General features: G+C 33.5%; 12 protein-coding genes. 8 read left to right on the top strand and 4 right to left on the bottom strand.

The genetic code is table 11. From position 1 onward, the window contains the following. Positions 1–94: 94 nt before the first annotated feature. Genes MJ631_RS07365 through rimM form a run of 3 tightly spaced genes read right to left on the bottom strand, consistent with a single transcriptional unit; the run spans position 95 to position 1,914 of the window. Positions 95–787, bottom strand: a complete 693-nt coding sequence (locus tag MJ631_RS07365; protein ID WP_214303190.1) for an inositol monophosphatase family protein — start codon at positions 785–787, stop codon at positions 95–97. After that, positions 788–1,354 (bottom strand): elongation factor P, encoded by a 567-nt coding sequence (efp, locus tag MJ631_RS07360; protein WP_214303189.1) that lies wholly within the window; start codon positions 1,352–1,354, stop codon positions 788–790. Positions 1,355–1,413: 59 nt separating this feature from the next. After that, positions 1,414–1,914, bottom strand: coding sequence for a ribosome maturation factor RimM (gene rimM / locus MJ631_RS07355; protein WP_052264685.1), 501 nt, complete (start codon positions 1,912–1,914; stop codon positions 1,414–1,416). A 97-nt stretch (positions 1,915–2,011) separates the two neighbouring features. Between rimM and MJ631_RS07350 the strand changes: the two genes are divergently transcribed. After that, positions 2,012–5,662, top strand: coding sequence for a DEAD/DEAH box helicase (locus tag MJ631_RS07350; RefSeq protein ID WP_214303187.1), 3,651 nt, complete (start codon positions 2,012–2,014; stop codon positions 5,660–5,662). On the opposite strand, the gene MJ631_RS07345 is transcribed toward MJ631_RS07350, so the two are convergent. Next, positions 5,659–6,828, bottom strand: a complete 1,170-nt coding sequence (locus tag MJ631_RS07345) for an aspartate aminotransferase family protein (RefSeq protein WP_052264687.1) — start codon at positions 6,826–6,828, stop codon at positions 5,659–5,661. The genes MJ631_RS07350 and MJ631_RS07345 overlap by 4 nt on opposite strands. A gap of 64 nt (positions 6,829–6,892) precedes the next feature. On the opposite strand from MJ631_RS07345, the gene MJ631_RS07340 reads away from it, so the two are divergent. The 7 genes from MJ631_RS07340 to MJ631_RS07310 all read left to right on the top strand — a co-directional run bounded on the left by MJ631_RS07340 (position 6,893) and on the right by MJ631_RS07310 (position 17,460). Further along, on the top strand, positions 6,893–8,320 hold the full coding sequence (locus MJ631_RS07340) for a sensor histidine kinase (RefSeq protein ID WP_010403276.1): 1,428 nt from the start codon (positions 6,893–6,895) through the stop codon (positions 8,318–8,320). Between the two features lie 176 nt (positions 8,321–8,496). After that, positions 8,497–9,234, top strand: a complete 738-nt coding sequence (locus tag MJ631_RS07335; RefSeq protein ID WP_012481913.1) for a WD_0702 family putative metalloprotease — start codon at positions 8,497–8,499, stop codon at positions 9,232–9,234. Between the two features lie 72 nt (positions 9,235–9,306). Beyond that, positions 9,307–10,317 (top strand): tRNA (adenosine(37)-N6)-threonylcarbamoyltransferase complex transferase subunit TsaD, encoded by a 1,011-nt coding sequence (tsaD, locus tag MJ631_RS07330; RefSeq protein ID WP_007302199.1) that lies wholly within the window; start codon positions 9,307–9,309, stop codon positions 10,315–10,317. A gap of 111 nt (positions 10,318–10,428) precedes the next feature. After that, positions 10,429–11,211, top strand: coding sequence for an ankyrin repeat domain-containing protein (locus tag MJ631_RS07325; RefSeq protein WP_262986309.1), 783 nt, complete (start codon positions 10,429–10,431; stop codon positions 11,209–11,211). 206 nt (positions 11,212–11,417) lie between these two features. Continuing rightward, positions 11,418–12,365, top strand: coding sequence for an IS110 family RNA-guided transposase (locus MJ631_RS07320; RefSeq protein WP_262986230.1), 948 nt, complete (start codon positions 11,418–11,420; stop codon positions 12,363–12,365). Between the two features lie 158 nt (positions 12,366–12,523). Continuing rightward, positions 12,524–15,430: an ankyrin repeat domain-containing protein gene (locus MJ631_RS07315; RefSeq protein ID WP_262986308.1), complete on the top strand. Its 2,907-nt coding sequence runs from the start codon at positions 12,524–12,526 to the stop codon at positions 15,428–15,430. A 284-nt stretch (positions 15,431–15,714) separates the two neighbouring features. After that, a complete protein-coding gene (locus MJ631_RS07310; protein WP_262986307.1) occupies positions 15,715–17,460 on the top strand; it encodes a type I secretion system permease/ATPase in 1,746 nt (581 codons plus the stop codon). Positions 17,461–17,524 lie beyond the last annotated feature (64 nt).

Below are 17,524 nucleotides of genomic sequence, written 5' to 3'. Positions count from 1 at the left end.
CTCGTCTATCTTATTTTGCCACCCTGCTGCAATGAGGGGTAGGTAAGACCATTTATTATTTTCACTACGTGACTTTTGCTCTTTTGAATGAACTTTAGTTTATATCTCCAGCAATGACAAGCGCGTTATCTTCCCTTAATCTCCCACCGCTTTCTTGTAGAAAAAGCCTACCGAGTGAAGTTTTATATTTATTAATTCCAGAGTAAATTATTCCATTGTATCTTCCGGCAGCAAGATATGCAAAACCTAGTACCGTTGAGCCAAGGGAGCGTAGATTATTATTGTCAAGTGGTAATTTATTTAACAAATTACCACTTATGTCTATTATTCCCCCTTCACGAGCTTTCATCCGCATTTTTACATGGCGAGATTTGAAATCTTCAAGAAAAGCTCCTTTCTTTTCCTCTGCCCAGAAAGTTTCTCTAAGGGCTGGAGCATCAATCACAGCTGCTACAACTCTGTTTTTATGAATGAGACAAACTGATACTGCAAAATAAACCATACAACTAAAAAGGTTTTCCTTGCCTTCTATAGGCATAATAAACCAAGTATAACCGCCGTCTTTTAGATCTTGGCCCACATCGTCTTCAAAAATAAAGTCATAGTTCTGGTTGTAGTTTTTCAAGCAATCGTACATAAGTTGCTTGGATTTCGAATAAGTTTTATTGATAAAGTCTGCTGACTTAACGCTTGAAATTTGCAATTCATTAAAATCACGTATAAGCTGCTTGGAGGCACTGCGTACAGAATCAAGCATCACATTGATTCGTGGTGATGAAATGGCCATTTACTCTTTTACTCTTTCGTAATAGCTGTTATCAGGAGTATGTACTACAATTTTATCCCCTTCTTTTATAAATTGAGGCACGTTAACACGTATTCCGTTTTCCAAAATTGCAGGCTTATAAGAAGCAGTAACAGTCTGCCCTTTGATAACAGACTCTGTTCCTTTTACAGTTAGTGTAACGTGATCAGGCACATGTGCAGAAATTATTTTATCTTGATAAGTTACTACTTTAATTTTCATATTATCTTGCAAATAAGCCTTCTTTTCCCCTAATAAGTCTAAATTTATAACAATCTGCTCGTAACTACTTGGATGCATAAGATTTACGATATTCCCTTCAGTAAAGAGATAAACATATTCCTCTTCATCTAAAATTGCCCTTCTGATTGTTGCATCAGAGCGGAATCTTTCATAGTGCTTTGCTCCAGTTTTGATATTTTTCATTTCAGCTTGTATGTAAGCACCACCTTTACCAGGTTGAGTATGCATAATACTTACAACCAAAAACAATCCACCGTTATGTTCTAGTACCTGACCTGGCCTGATATTATTAGCCCTTTCTGCCATAATTACACTTTTAATTTGGTCTGATTATTATAAATAACTTTATACAAATATCAAAATTTTTATCGGCCAATGAATTCTGGCATGTTGATTACTATATACCTTTCCTTCATGTTGATGTATGGAAATACTTCTTTAGTAAAAGATAACATAATGTTTTTTTTTGTGCTGATAACCAAAATTTCTAATATATCCCCTGAGCCGAAATTATTCACAGACTTCACATAGCCATATAATTCATTACTCTCTAGTCTTACTTCCATATTCACAAGATCATCTTGGTAAAATTCATCCTCATCATTTAACTGTGGTAGCTTATCTCTTTCTATATATAACTTTTTATTTCTTAAAAGCTCTGCTTCATTACGGGAATTCACACCGCTAATTGTTGCTATTACTAAATTATTACTGACAACAGACACCAAGCTTATTTTATAATTTTCACTTCCGATTATTAGTTCACCATATAGGAAAATATTTTCGGGCTTTTCAGTAAAGGTTTTTATTTTGACAGCTCCTTTGATTCCATGAGGAGAAGTAATTATTCCGAGGCATATATTCATATTAATATGATAGTTGAAATCAGCTTTTTGTCCATAGAATTGACAATTTACTGAATTAACATACAATTAATATTGTAATAATTATAGCGGGTAATGTGTGAGTTCTATCAGCAATCAAGAAAAGCAAAGTATTATAAGTAGCTTAGAAAAAATCAACTGCAAGCTAAAAGGTGAATCTATAAAACTTGATGATACAAAGAAATCTATAATAGTAGCACGTCGTAAACCTGTTGTTGAAGAGGCATTAGAACATTTACGCAACCCTTCTACTACTAACTGTAATGTTCTGATCGATGCAGAAACTGGGTTTGGCAAGACTTACGATATTGGAATGTGGAGCCATGTACTAGCCCAAGCAGGGTTTCATCATCTGGTTGCAGTACCAAACAGTGATCTAGTAAACCAAGCTAAAAAAATGATGAGTAGTGCATTTACTGTAAACATTAGGACACCCAAAACTGCTGAGGAAATTAAAAATGCACTGCAGGAAACTGAACCTACAATAATTATAATAACACATGACCTGCTATTACAGCAAGAAAATGATCGGAAATTAAAAGACCAAAATACCAAGTTGTGGATTAGTGTTGATGAAGCAGACAGTATTAATAAGCAGCAGGATTTTGAGAACATGTGCAAGCTTGATGAGAAATATCCTACGACTTACCTCACTGCAACACCAAAGAGAAGGATTTTAAATAGATGCGGAAAAGTTATCAGCCCGACAAGATTGAGTAGACGTTGTATTGCAAACGCCATCGAAACAGCAAGTGTTATTGCAAAAACCAATAGGAGAACAAATTTCACTCTAGCATTTGTAGTGAATATTGCTGTTACTATAATACCTATGATTACATTATTTCCTGTTATAAATAGTAATGTTGCTGCTGTAATTGGTCTAACTTCAGATTATTGGCTGTATTCTGCTTTGATTGGAAACTTATATTATACAATTTCTATGTTTATATTTGGTATAGTAATGTTGCCAATTTGGTGGGTACTAACTAAAGCAACTGGTGTAGAGTCAAAAGAACTGCTTTCTAGATTTCTTGCTAACGTGCGTAGCTTATTTACTAGAGAAAAATCGAGCCCAGCTTATGAATATGTTGAAGAGAGCGAAGAAGTTTTTAATTACAATAAGCTTGTTGATACCGATGATTTATTAACTTCTATAAGATGGAATGTGCAAAGCCCAATTGGAGAAAGTGCTCTGCTTTTAGCTGATGATGTAAATAGTATAGTTAATCTTAACTTTGCGTTGCAGGGTAGAGATAATTTAGTATATGAAGGTAGTACACGTTATGAAGTGTATAATAAATTTCAGCCTGAAGGGATTTCTTATCAAGACTATAGGCTCAAGTTACGCGAAGCGAACTTTATAAGCTGCGTTAAAAAGCAACATCCTAGTCTGACAGAAGAGCAGATATCTGAATTAAAAGAAAAGGTGGATTTCAGTAGTACTGCTGAATATCTAAAATATAGAGTAATGCATTCAATGATCGATCTTACTCTCTCATATTTAATGAAGTGTGATAATATTACTTTAGATAAAAAAAGAAGAGAAGGTTTGAGTGAATTGATAGAAGATGTTAAAAAGAATGTTAGCACCACTAATGATAACAATATTATAAGCTACCTAGAGAGAAAAGGCTTTAGTGAGCAATTTGCTAGAGATGAGCTCTTACTGCAAATAAAGACAGTAATTGAAGCACTGAGTAAAAGTGATAATGAGCAATGCAGCTTAATAGTTGATAATTGGCGCTTAAGCAAAGAGCTCCATGACCTCATGGAAAGAGAGGAAGGTATACTACATAGTCTCATTGATTTCTGCAAACAAAATAAATGTATCTTTGCAGGAATTGGGAAAAATGATCTTGGTATTGGAGAAAATAGACCCTTTTCAGCGATAATACGTAATCAAATAGGTAAATATCGAACTATTTATTGTGATTATGAAAAAAGAGATTTTGATTCATTGGCTAAATATGCGTTGACAACGGTTATAGATGGATCGAAAGGTCGTGGATTTGATAGTGAATATAATCATGTTGCATCAATATTTGCAGATTCGGTTAGTCAGTTCAATAATCCATCTGAAGCCCTACAGAATCTTGGAAGAAATAGAGAGCGTAATGAGAGCAGACAATCATGGTTTTTCGCTGCTGCAGGTGAAGAAGTTGAGCTATTTGTGAATAAGATCTTAGCAAATTTTAAAAAGGAACCACAGAAATTTTGTCAGAAAGTTTTGTTTCCAGCTACTAATAAATACAATAAGTTGCTAAAAAATAGAATGGGAGAAGAACTTGGAAGAAAAATAGAAATCTATATTAGTAAAAATATTGATGCATTAGGAAATATTGATGATTCAGCTCTGAAGAAGTTTTCTAGTGATTTGATAAAAGAAACGTATGAAAAAGTTCATGATATAAATGATTTTGATGTCAAAAAGACAGAACAAGATTTACATAGGATTTTAAAAAGTACAGAGGCATACCTTCGTTCATATGAGAACAGAATTAAAAACAACGGTAAATTATCTTGCACACGCTCAGCTTTATTTTCTGTGGGGAGTGCTATAACAAAGGTAATGTATTATCTTTGGGCAGGGTTTGACTATTTAGTCTTTTTGGCTAAAGCGTACAATATAGATAAATCTGGAGATACCAGTGCAAGAGCGTATGTACACATAATCAGAAACTGTCACTGTGAAAGTAGTGTGAAGGCGCAAAATGTATTGGTTCATGCATTAGAAATTGCCAAAGAACATGACAGCAGTTTCAAAAGAAATAGTTTGTACGAAGGCAATGAGGATAGATGTAAAGAAAAAATCATCTCATATTTTCAATCCAAGCAATATATACGTGCATTAGATAGAACAATTGCTCAAATTGAAAATGAACACTTAGCAGCAATTTTGAAAGCTGTAGGCTACAGAGGTGATACTGATAAAATGGCACAAGAAATTAAAGATTTTTTATCTGATTTAAAGAAATTAGACTGTGTGAAATTTAGAGAAAAGTATTATCAAGGAGATTTATATCAAGAAAGCAAATTATGCAAGATCAATGATCGAATTAGTATGGTAATTAATGAAGTTGTAAGGTGCCATAAGTGGCGTCATGGAATAGAGAACTTGGAGCTCAAATTAAAAAATGGCCATAATATTTTTGACGTAAGAGTCAATAATGATTTTTCTAAGTTACGTGAGAAAAACTTTAACAAACGCTCTAAAGAAAGGACATATCTAGGTAGAGCTATGTTACTTATTGGGTTTATAATTTCAATGGAGCTTATAGGTAGAATATCATCAGGTCAGACCATGCAATTGCCTTTACTTTGCGGTTTTATAGTATTTGGACCACTGGCACTCTTGTGTGGTGCATTGTTATATGAAATAACGACCTATTTAGTGAGAGGAGCATTTTTTATTTTTGGAGTGCCAATTCTTTTAGGAGAACTGTCTAAATGTGTTTTGAGAAACGGCTCAATGAAAAGTTTGTTAGATATGACATTATCGCTTGGTAACTCGGCTTTTCTCAATATTCCGAAAGACATCGTGCAATCGTTTATATTTGAGGATATAACAAAATTTGACTCACTAAGTGATATAAATGAGCTTACACTGATAAGAGAACAGGAAAAGGCAAAGTGTACAAATGAAGTAGCTGATAAAGTTGTATCTACTGCTTTATCTGCAATTTTGATACAGCCAACAACTAGTGAGCAGGAAGGTTTAGTTTTTAACTAGAACTTTTCAGATAAATACTGAGTGAGGATTTCAATGCCTTCATCAATCTCTTTTTCAGTGATAATGAGTGGAGGCAAGATTCTTACAACGTTATCTGATGTTACTCCAACAGTGAGTAAACCACGGTGACTTAGCTCTTCTGCAAATTTTTGGTTATTCATTTTTACTTTTATTCCTAGCATCAACCCTTTTCCTCTCACTTCTTCTATCATTGGAAACTTGCTTGCTAAGTCCTCTAGTTTGTTTTTTAAAGACTTACCTCTAACTTCAACATTTTCTAAGAAGCCAGGGCCGAGCAATTCATCCAATACAGCATTACCTACTGAAGTTGCAAGTGGATTACCACCAAAAGTAGAACCATGCATACCGACCGCCATGTACTTAGCAACCTTTTCAGTTGCAAGACAAGCCCCCAGAGGGAAACCTCCTCCTATTCCTTTTGCAAGAGCACATATGTCAGGCTTAATTCCTATGTGTTCAGATGCAAATAACTTTCCTGTCCTGCCAGCACCGCACTGAACGCAATCAAAAAATAGCAGTATGTCGTTTTCGTTACATAGTTCTCTTAGCTCTTTCATGAAGACTTCACTCATTACTTTAATACCACCTTGTCCCTGTATTGGTTCTATTAATATAACACCTATGCCATTAGAAATTGCTTTCTTTACACTCTCAATATTGGGCTCTATGTTATCACACCAGTCAATATAAGGATTCAGTAATTCAGAAAATTTCTGTCTATCGTTTGTTGCACAAGTTAAAAATGTCCTTCCATGAAATGCACCATGAAATGTTAGAATTCTATAGCGATTTTTATTACCTTTTCCATTTTGATAGGCCCTAGCGATTTTAAGTCCACATTCCACTGCTTCTGATCCAGAATTTGCAAAAAATACAGTATTAGCAAAGCTGTTGTTTATTAAATTTTCTGCAAATTTGTTGGCAGTAGATATATTATAGGTATTTGATATATGCCATAGTTTTTCTCCTTGTAATTTTAGGACATCAGTTAATCGTGGGTTGGCATGACCTAAACTGCTAACAGCTATTCCAGAGTGAAAATCTATATAGCGCTTATTATCGATATCATACAAGTAAATACCTTTGCCATAAGAAAAATTTATGTTAATAGGAGAATAAACTGGCAAGATAGGAGAAATTGTCATAAAAGTATGATATGCTAATTTTTTATTAATACCATAAAAGACGTTATTTCACAATGAGAAGAATATGTATAAATTAAGTAAATTAATTTTTACTACACTAAAAACAAATAGATATACAAAAATTATCTCGCTATTCTTATTAATTTTTGTGGTTTTATTGGGCACAATATACCGCAGTTATTCATTAAAGAATAATTTTCTTTCTTTTTACCGTAATTCAAATGCAAACTTAAAAGATCTATTGGAAAATAGTATAATAAAAAAATATCATTATTTACTAATAGAAAAACATCATATTAAATATAACAGTTTTGATTACATAAACCAGTTGGTAAAATTGCGTGCTGAATTGTTACAATCAGTAAGCAAAGTAAGAAATTTTAGCTTAATACTGTATGATCAAAATGCCAGAGTAATTTTCAGTAATTTTAATACTCAAGGTCATGACTATGAGCAGTTGCTTACAAATGATGAAATTGATAAATTGCTAAGCAATCAAGAAATATTTTACGCTACAGGAAATACATTAACTTCTACTTTCCCTATATTTCATGAAGATGACATTAAGCCTTCATTTTTTTTGAAGATCATTCAAAGCTATAATGACTCTTATATTATGGTATATAGTCTATTTTCAATATTAATGGGCTTATTACTGGTTATCTTAATACTAATAATGCTTTATTTGCACTTTTCCAATACCCAAATGCTAGCCAAGCAGCATAAAACTAATATTGAATTACAAAGGGTTAAAGAGGCATTAGAGCAAGAAAATGCAAATAAGATAAAATTTTTTGCAAGTGTTACACATGAGTTGCGTACACCTCTTAATGCTATTATTGGATTTGCAAAGTTGATCAAAAATGAAACTTTAGGTTCGGTAGATCACTCTAAATACAAGGAATACGTAGACGATATATATAATGCTGGTACACATTTACTTGCTTTGATTAATGATGTGCTCGATTTTTCTAAAGCTGAATCAAGTAGTTTAACAGTAGAGAAAGTGAAGTTTAATCTGAATAAGATAATAGATTCGTGCTTAAAAATGTTATCACCTAAACTAAAAGAAACAGGGATTAGTTTAAAGAAAGAGATATCTGATAAACAATTATTAGTTATCGCCGATCCCAAAAGAATGAAGCAAGTTATAATAAATTTGTTATCAAATGCAATCAAGTTCACTCCTCAAGGTGGTTTAATAAGAATGATTATTAAAGAGAATATAGAAAAAAATTTATTAACTATTGAGTTTCATGATAATGGAATAGGGATAATGCAGCAGGACATATATAAAGTTATGTCCGTTTTTGGCCAAGCAGATTCGGGATATAGAAACGAAGGCACAGGTATCGGATTACCTCTAAGCAAGAAATTAGTAGAGTTAATGGGTGGGACTTTCAACATTCAAAGTGAAGCAAAACTTGGTACTACGATAACATTGAGCTTCTTTTATGAAGAGCAAACATGTGAAAAGTTGATTGATTTTTAGTAAAATATATTTGATATTGCACTTTTATATCTAGTACATTCCTAAGTCATACTGACGTGATACCTCTTGGCTAATAATAAGTAGCGGAATGTAAGTAAATTAAACTTTTTTAGCTATACTTCCTGAAAACACTTTATAATTCTTGAGCATAAAGAAAATTCCTTTAATAATGAAGCATGCTAATCAGGAACTTAATAAAACAAGCAACTCAAGTAGGAAATAGTGAAAACGTAATACAATATGTCAAATATCTCTATCAATTTGAGAAGTTTAGAAATACATTAAACCTCACTTTGTCAATAATAAAGCAAACTAGACTCTCGTTTGAAATATATCAAGAAGGATTAGTGGATATGGAAGAGGGAGTGTGTAAGACAATTCGTTCTTCTGGTTTAAATAAGTATGTTATTGTGCTAAGAAGGTCAAATCCTTACATCATAGTACATGAACTTTCACATATGGTTGAAAATGAACTGAACTTAAGCTTAGAGCAAGAATTTCTCTATAAAGTTTATCAGGATATTGAGCAGAACTTAAAGCAGTCAAATATTCTGGTACAAAAAATTATTGGTCAAATTATATTTAAGGAGATACAAGTTTACCAAACTCCAAAATCACGTGCGTCTGAGTTATTCGCACGCTATTTTGAGCTGTTTGCTTGGGCTCAGGAAGTTTATCCTAAAGATAAAGAATATCTAATTCGCACTCAAGATTTAAACAGAGTATTTCTTGCTACTAACCAATGGAAAAAGAGCTACCTGGATCTACAAATAATGGAGAGAATAGATAAAGAAGTAAAGGAATATAGCGATAAAACTGCTTTTAAAGATATAAACAAAGTACAAAGCAGTTGGACTAATAAATTTTCTCCTGGAAGCAAAAAAATTGGTTCTATATTTGAAGATGATAATTAGCTCAGCAGAACAAAGTTCACTTCTTCAACATTTCAAGTTATAGTTCTCGCAATTTAAAGAGTTCAAATATATATGAAAACCATTTTAGCGATTGAAACAAGTTGCGATGAAACTGCAGTTGCGATTGTAAATAGTGATAAGCAAGTGCTTGCTAACGAAATTCTTTCTCAGGTAGAGCACAAAAAGTGCGGTGGAGTGATTCCTGAAATAGCATCACGTGCTCATATGAAGCATTTAAGTGGTTTAATAAAAAGTGCTATGGAAAAATCTAACCTTAACTTTTGTGATCTAGATGCAATTGCAGCAACATCAGGACCAGGACTCATAGGTGGATTAATAATTGGTACAATGATGGCTAAAGCAATTGCACACGTAACACAAAAACCGTTTATTGCAGTTAATCACTTAGAAGCACATGCGTTAGTTGTTAGGCTACTATATGAGGTTGAATTTCCGTTTTTAGTCCTGCTGATATCAGGTGGTCACTGCCAATTTTTAATTGCACAGGATGTAGGTAAATACATCAAACTTGGAGAAACGCTTGATGACTCATTAGGAGAAGCATTTGACAAAGTCGCTAAAACGCTGGGTCTAAGCTATCCGGGAGGTCCATTAATTGAAGAGTTAGCTAAAAAAGGTGATGGTATGAGATTTAAGCTGCCAAGAGCAATGATAAAACGTTCTGGATGTGACCTTTCATTTTCTGGAATTAAAACAGCGGTAAAAAACTTAGCACGAGAATTTGTAATGAGTGAACAGGATGTGTGTGATATGTGTGCTTCGTTTCAAGAGTGTATTAGCGACATATTACTCGATAGAGTCAGAAATGCTATTGGTATCGCTGTATCTTTAAATATTAAAATCAATGATTTTGTAATTACTGGTGGAGTTGCAGCAAATAATTTCCTGAAAGAGAGATTAAAAAAGCACATAGACTTGAACGTGCTTTCTCCTCCAAGCAATTTATGTACAGACAATGCAGTGATGGTTGGATGGACAGGAATTGAAAGGTTACAGAGAAGCTATGTAGACTCTCTTGACTTTGCACCAAGGCCAAAGTGGGAATTAGAAAAATATTACTAGCACAAAAAATTATCTACTATATAATGCGGCCGCTGGTGAATTTTTGTAGGCTTAAAAATTACAGTGGTATCTACTAAAGCCTTACCGGCATTATTATTTATGAGGTACAGTATGTTCAAAAATAAATTTGACACAGTTATTAGTGTTTTCAAAGCTAAATCTAGTACAAGCGCAAAGACACTCAGTTCAGGTTTATTTGTTGCGGGAAACGTTGTTATGGCCAGAGCAATTAGTGAGATAGACCTCTCTTCATTACAAGGCAATTCAGAAGATAAAGTCAATAAGCAAGACCTAATAATCATATATGATTATATTAATAAAGTAACTCAAGAAGAAAACTATAATATATGTACTAATAATCTTGATTGTATAAAAAGCAGGATTTTAGCAGAAAATATAAGTGATTCATTAGCTGAAAAATTTCGTCAAGATGGATGGAATATAATAAGTAATGATGGTTCTTCGCTATTAACAGTGGCTATTGAAAGAATTAGGAAAGAACAAAAGAAAAATAGGAATTATGATATTCATGTTGAAATAGCTGTATCTCTAATTCTTAGTATGGGCAGAGAATTGATTATAAAATTGGAGAATTTTGCAGATAGTAATGATAAAACACTTCTACATTATTTAGCTGAGTCGGGTAAAGAAGATATTTTATGTTTTGTGATAGAAAATTCTAATTTTGACATTAAAGAAGCAGTAAGGAATAAAGATAGAGATGGTAAAACACCACTACACTATGCGGCTAAATCTGGCAATAAAGAATGCTTGAAAATTCTCATAGAAAATGAAGCAGATTTTAGTTGCACTACCAATAATAAAACCGAGTTACACTATGCTGCCAGAAGCGGAAATCCTAACCTCCTAGAATATTGTAAGTTGAAAATGTGATATAAAAGAGGATAAGAGGGAAAGATAGCCCTACTCACTATAGGAATAGGACTATCATGGGCGTGTGCGACCGGAAGAATATTGGTACTACAACCGTTTAAATCAAGGTACACTAGCCCATCTCTCGATACGTTTGAATAGTTGCTTGGGACATATATATGCACCCGTTTACAATCTTAAATTAACTAAAACTATCGAGGTTTATTATGGTTACATCTTATCAAAATTTTATTGGCATTGACATCGGAAAATTTAAAAATGTCGTTGCAATTCACAAACAGAAGAACGCTGTCAAATTTGACAATGATTCTGATGGTTGGCAACAATTATTTCAAAAGTTTTCAGATATTCTACCTAATTCTTTAGTAACTTTGGAAAACACAGGAAAATATGAGCTTGGTTTGTCACATTTTCTTATTGACAAGAATATTGCAGTACATCGAGCTAATACTCGTAAAGTAAAAAGCTTTATCTTGTCTCACGGAACTGTAGCAAAGTCTGATAAATCAGATGCGAGGGCTCTTGCTCAATATGGATTTGAACGCCATAGAACTCTCTCTCTATTTGTACCTACATCAAAAGAACAATTAACCCTGGTTGCACTTTGTCAACGTCGTGATGACATTACGCAAATGAGAGCTCAGGAAAAGTGTAGACTGGAAGCTCCTGAAAATGATCATATAAAGAAAAGTTGTCAGAAGACCATTGAATTTTTCGATAGTCAAATAAACGAACTCAATGATACTATACAAAAAATTATTGATGGAAGCCATGAACTACAACAACGTCAAAAAATCCTTAAAACAGTTTCTGGAATAGGTAAAAAGTTATCACAAGATTTTCTGTGTTTAATGCCAGAGCTTGGTTACTTAAGTAGAAAAGAAGTAGCAAGTCTTGCCGGAGTTGCACCTCATCCTAGGGAAAGTGGTAAAACTGTTGGTTACCGAAGGATTATAGGAGGTAGAAGTAATGTTCGTTCAAAGCTCTTTACATCTGCCATGTCTGCTGCAAGGTCCAAATCTGCACTTGGCACCTTTTATTCTAAGCTTGTTGAAAGTGGTAAGAAGAAGATGGTAGCTATAACAGCTCTAATGCGTAAAATTATAGTAATTGCTAATGCAAGGCTTAAAGAGGCAATTAATTTGAATGTTTAAAAATTTACATAGCAGTAATTGAAATGAATATTGTGCATCCACATAAACTTAAAGTGCTTGTTCACATAGCTTAAACGAAAATTGTTGCAGTAGCTGTTTGATATAGAATTCTGTTTCTATGACAAACGGGTTTTTATTATCTATATGGTTGGGTAAAGTTGCAAAATTATACAAATGAAAAATTAAAAAAAAACATAGTTGATTTAAAAGAAATATTGACAGCAAAAGGAATTTTTGATAGGGAGAAAATTAAAACAGATAAATATGGAAATAACGCATTACACTATGCTGTGCAATCTGGAAATGCTGAGTGCATAAAATTCTTCATTGATAATCAAGTACAATTTTTAAAAAATAAATATAATGAGAATCCTTTTCATAAGATTGTAGGTAACTCAGAAACTCAAGAAAATGCCATAAATTTTCTTATAGAGCATCTAAAATTTTTAGGTAGACGAAAAAGTGAAATTAATCAAGAAAATGTAGATGGTAACACCCCATTGCATATAGCTGCAAAACATGGAAATAACCAGCTAATGAAATTGTTTACTCAATCAGGTGCAAAAATTGTTCAGAATAAACAAGGTAACACCCCCTTACATATTGCTATTATACATGGTAATTCATATTGTATAGACCTATTTTATGAAAATATAGGAAATAGCATACTTCAATCCAAAGGTGATTATGGAAGAGATCTTGTACATTTAGCTGCAATGTACGGGAAGTATGATTGTCTAACATCTTTACTCAAGAAATTTCCTGATTACGATTTAAGCACAGAAACACACAAAGGAAATATGGCCCTACACTTAGCTCTATCGAGTAATACAGAAACAGAACTAAGAAAAAAATGTGTGAGTCTATTAATAGACAGAAGCATGCAAGTAAATAAGAGTAATAATGAAGGAAACACCCCTTTACATTTTGCTGCCCAACTTGATTTATCGTTTTTAAGCATGATAGAAAAAAAGTTGGAAGAGAAGAAATTTGACGTTTATCAAGAGGTTTTGCGTGAGAATAGCAACGGTGACACCGTCTTTCATATGGCAGCACGTGTTGGTAATAAATCATGCCTTGAGCACCTTTTTAAAAAAGAGAGAGTGGGAGAAATATTAAGTAAGAAAAATAAGGATGGACAAACTTTACTACACTTATCTATCCTCAGTGGAAGAGTAGAATGCGTTAAGTATTTGGTAAAAAAAAGCCCAAAGGGTATTTTTTTAGAACAAAATACACAAAAAAAGTTGTTATTTGCAGCTATTTTGAGCGGCAATAAGGAATGTCTTGAATTTGTGTCAAAAGAACTTGTAGGTAAAAAGGTGGCTGCTAGCATCAAAGTGTTATATGATGAAAATGACAATACACCGTTACACATGGCTGCTCTTGCCAACGACATAGAATTCTCTCAGTATGTTATTGAAAGTATTGCTAAGTCAACTATTAGGAACACAGTACCACTTTTTAACACAAACAGTCAAGGGCTTATACCTCTACATTTAGCTGCCATGAGCCTTAATGCTGAGTTAATAGAATATTTTATGAAAGATAATCATTACCCCTATAATAAGAAAATGTTAAATGTTGTATCTAAATCTGGAAGAACAGCATTACACTATCTTGTAATGAGCGATAATGATTTTGAAAAAACTATAAATGAGGATTTTAAGCAAGGTCAATTTTTGAAAAAGTTAGTTTTAGAAAAGCGTAAACAAAATGAGCACTTAAGGGAAAAAGCTATTAAAGCCTTATTCTACCTAACAATCAGCACCGGAGAGAAAACTTTAAATGAAAAGATAAATTTTGATATAAAGGATAATGCAAAAAAAACAGCTTTAGATTATGCTTTTAAACATGGTGACACAAATATCTTGAGGTTATTTTTAGATTTCTTTTATGAAATAAGGGAAAACAAAAAAAGGAAATATGATAAACTTAACATGGAAGATCAAGAAAGAAGCAAAAAGCTTCTAGACTACTATAATCTGGCCATGTCAATATCAAGTGTGATTATTTCTGTTTGCATTAAGTATAATAATGCAGAATCTGAAAAGGAAGAAATTCCTACCTGGATTTCCATTGCATTTTCTTCGATATCATTTTTACTTATCTTATACAACTTAGTGATTGGCCTTCAAAAAGAACCTGTTAAACGTAAGATAGAAAACTATACTGAAAAAATGAACAGAATTGAAGAGGCTACAGGAAAGTTAGCTAAGACAAAAGTAGGGGATCATGATTTGGAGGAATACAACTCAATATTGGAACTATTAATAAAGAATGCAGAAGATATTTCACGATTGGAAAATGAACTTTACAAGTTTACGCATGAAACTAGATTAGAGAGTAAAGACAAACTCAATATTTCTCCTCAGAAAATGAGTAGGGGTGGTAGTGCACTACTATGTTCGAATAAGTCTTTAGAAGGTAAAAAAAGTTCACCTGTTTTGAATGATTTAACAGCAAAACTTAGTCTGTGTTCAAGACGCAACAGTAGAGTACAAAATACAATGGACAAGTTAGATAATCCATCATGTGTAATTACTATAAATGAGAATTCAGAAATTAAACCAAAAGCTCCGAAAAACAAATTCAAGAATGTTGCAACTAAGCTAAAAATAGGCAATATCTTTAGTAAGAAAAAAGAAGATCTTATCGCTTCATCAAGCTTATCAGAAGGTGCTAATCACGAGAATATTACAAAAATGAATGAAGAAAACTGTGGGTTGATAAAACGATTTGGTGATACCAATGGGTATTCAATATTTTCGACTCCTTTTAATCCAAGCAGTTCAACCTCAAGAGAAGAGTGTGGTAACAATCATAGTGCAGCGCGTCATGTGAGTTATGGTAGTGCAAATAATCCTGTGAGTGATAAGGAAGTTAGTAAATCTCCATCTCTAATACTTTCTAACTTTGAGGAGGGGATTACTGTTGACTGTTTTAAATTCGAAAGATATAGACCAAGGGTATATTCAAGTCCATCTTGTGTGAGAAAAAGAGCAATTACAGCTAGATCATTGGAATATGTAATACTTCCTGATCATATAGAAAGAGGAAAATAGATGCAGATTGTAGTCACTGACTCTGATAGCATCAACTTTCAGAGGAGTGATAGTAAGAACTGTCATTGAGTAGTAGATAAGAAAAACGTAGAACAATTGGCAAGGCTATCGTATAAGGTTATAGTAGAGAAGAAATTATATAGCCTTGCTAAATTTCCATGAAAAAGTTTATATTCGCATATCATTAATATTTTATTACATTAATGATATGGTAAGGCAATAACTGTTAATACTTTTGAAATAAAAACTATATATGGTACATATAATTAAATAAAAGGAAGATTGTGGAAATCACTCCGTCAATAAAAAAGGAATTAAAGCAAAGTATACTATATACTTGTCTAGAGAAGTGCAAGAGTGCGTTTTGGTTCATTTTCTGGTTTAGCTCAGGGATTAATGCGTTAATGTTATTTTTGCCACTTTATACCTCTCAGGTACTTGATCGAGTGATATCGAGCGAGAGTGTGTCAACACTAGTTATGCTGACGATTATTACTTTATCTGCGTTTGCATGTTCTGCAATGCTTGAAACTTGTCGATATTTAGCTATGGCTAAAATTGGTGATTGGATTGATAAAACTGCAACACCAGATCTAATAGTAAGGTCAATCAGGTTAACATCAGTACAAAGCTCAACTTCAAGTGGTGAAGCAATACGAGATCTTGGAGTAATAAAAAATTTCATTACAGGAAATGGTATATTTTCACTGTTCGATACTCCATGGTCGCTAATTTACCTTGTTGTGATCTTTATGATACATACCTCTACAGGGTTTATAGCTATTGCCGGAATTATTATATTAGTTTCAATGGCAGTATGGAATGAACTTGCTACTAAGCGTATATTGAGAGAAACCAATGAAGAAACTATACGTAATATTAATGCTATAGATGTTGCAACACGAAATGCAGAGGTGGTTGAAGCTATGGGTATGTCAGAATTTATAGTTTCTGATTGGTGTAAACGGAATGATCAAAATCGTGCAATGCAAGTTACAGCGCAGAATCGTTCTAATGTGATTACTGGGATTACTAAGTTTTTACGCTCGACTCTCCAAATTTCAGTAATTGGAACAGGTGCATTACTCGCAATCACAGCTCACAAAACTGCTGGTAGTATCATTGCTGCCTCAATTTTGATGGGTAGAGTATTGGCTCCATTTGATGCAGCAGTTCATACTTGGAAATTTTTAAATCAAGCCAAAATGTCATATGGCAGGCTGCAAAGACTTATCCTAACATCACCAAAAAGAGAGCAAACTATGGCTCTACCAGAGCCTGAAGGGAAGTTGGAATTTGATAGAGTATTCTTTACTCCTTATGGGAGTAATAAGCCAACAGTAAAAGGAATATCATTTTTAATAGAACCAGGGGATGTTGTTGGTGTTATTGGTGCAAGTGCTTCTGGTAAGTCGACCATTGCAAAACTAACCGTTGGTGTTTGGAAACCCATATCAGGTGTAGTCAGACTAGATGGCGCTGATGTATATACTTGGAATCGAGAGAACTTTGGTAATTATGTTGGTTACTTACCTCAAGATATTGAGTTATTTAACACGAGCGTTAAAGCTAATATTGCCCGCATGAGACCAGATCCAAATCCTGAAGAAATAATCAAAGCAGCAAAAATTGCAGGAATACATGAATTAATACTGAGCTTACCAAATGAGTATGATACAACAATAGGAGGACCTGGAGGAGTAATACTCTCTGGTGGCCAAAAACAGCTTCTTGGACTTGCAAGGGCTTTTTATGGTAATACTAAGCTTTTAGTGCTTGATGAACCGAATGCTAACTTAGACAGTAATGGAGAGGCGCGCTTGATTAATGCAATCAATGTTGCAAGAGAGCAAAATACTACCACTGTTATCATCACTCATAAGCTACAGCTACTATCTGTAGTCAATACAGTGATCGTCATGTCAGATGGGGTTATTTATGCTATGGGACCAAAAGATGAGATTTTGAGTAGATTAGTTGCTCCATCACCAGATGCCACAGAAGATAAACGTTCTTCAGCAAGTGGTTAAGAAAGAGAGAAGTTGTCACACCTCTCTTTCTCTTATAGAGTACTATATGCACAGTTTATAAAAT

The organism is Wolbachia endosymbiont of Oryzaephilus surinamensis (genome assembly GCF_025617515.1).
GTDB lineage: Bacteria > Pseudomonadota > Alphaproteobacteria > Rickettsiales > Anaplasmataceae > Wolbachia.
The sequence above is the reverse complement of the archived record's forward strand: the minus strand, read 5'-3'. Positions and strand labels throughout refer to the sequence as shown.

Coding starts and splice junctions, on each gene's coding strand:
- rimM (WP_052264685.1), bottom strand. CDS start 1,914: ATGAATATATGCCTCGGAATAATTACTTCTCCTCATGGAATCAAAGGA.
- MJ631_RS07325 (WP_262986309.1), top strand. CDS start 10,429: ATGTTCAAAAATAAATTTGACACAGTTATTAGTGTTTTCAAAGCTAAA.
- MJ631_RS07345 (WP_052264687.1), bottom strand. CDS start 6,828: ATGACAATTTCTCCTATCTTGCCAGTTTATTCTCCTATTAACATAAAT.
- MJ631_RS07320 (WP_262986230.1), top strand. CDS start 11,418: ATGGTTACATCTTATCAAAATTTTATTGGCATTGACATCGGAAAATTT.
- MJ631_RS07335 (WP_012481913.1), top strand. CDS start 8,497: ATGCTAATCAGGAACTTAATAAAACAAGCAACTCAAGTAGGAAATAGT.
- tsaD (WP_007302199.1), top strand. CDS start 9,307: ATGAAAACCATTTTAGCGATTGAAACAAGTTGCGATGAAACTGCAGTT.
- efp (WP_214303189.1), bottom strand. CDS start 1,354: ATGGCAGAAAGGGCTAATAATATCAGGCCAGGTCAGGTACTAGAACAT.
- MJ631_RS07340 (WP_010403276.1), top strand. CDS start 6,893: ATGTATAAATTAAGTAAATTAATTTTTACTACACTAAAAACAAATAGA.
- MJ631_RS07365 (WP_214303190.1), bottom strand. CDS start 787: ATGGCCATTTCATCACCACGAATCAATGTGATGCTTGATTCTGTACGC.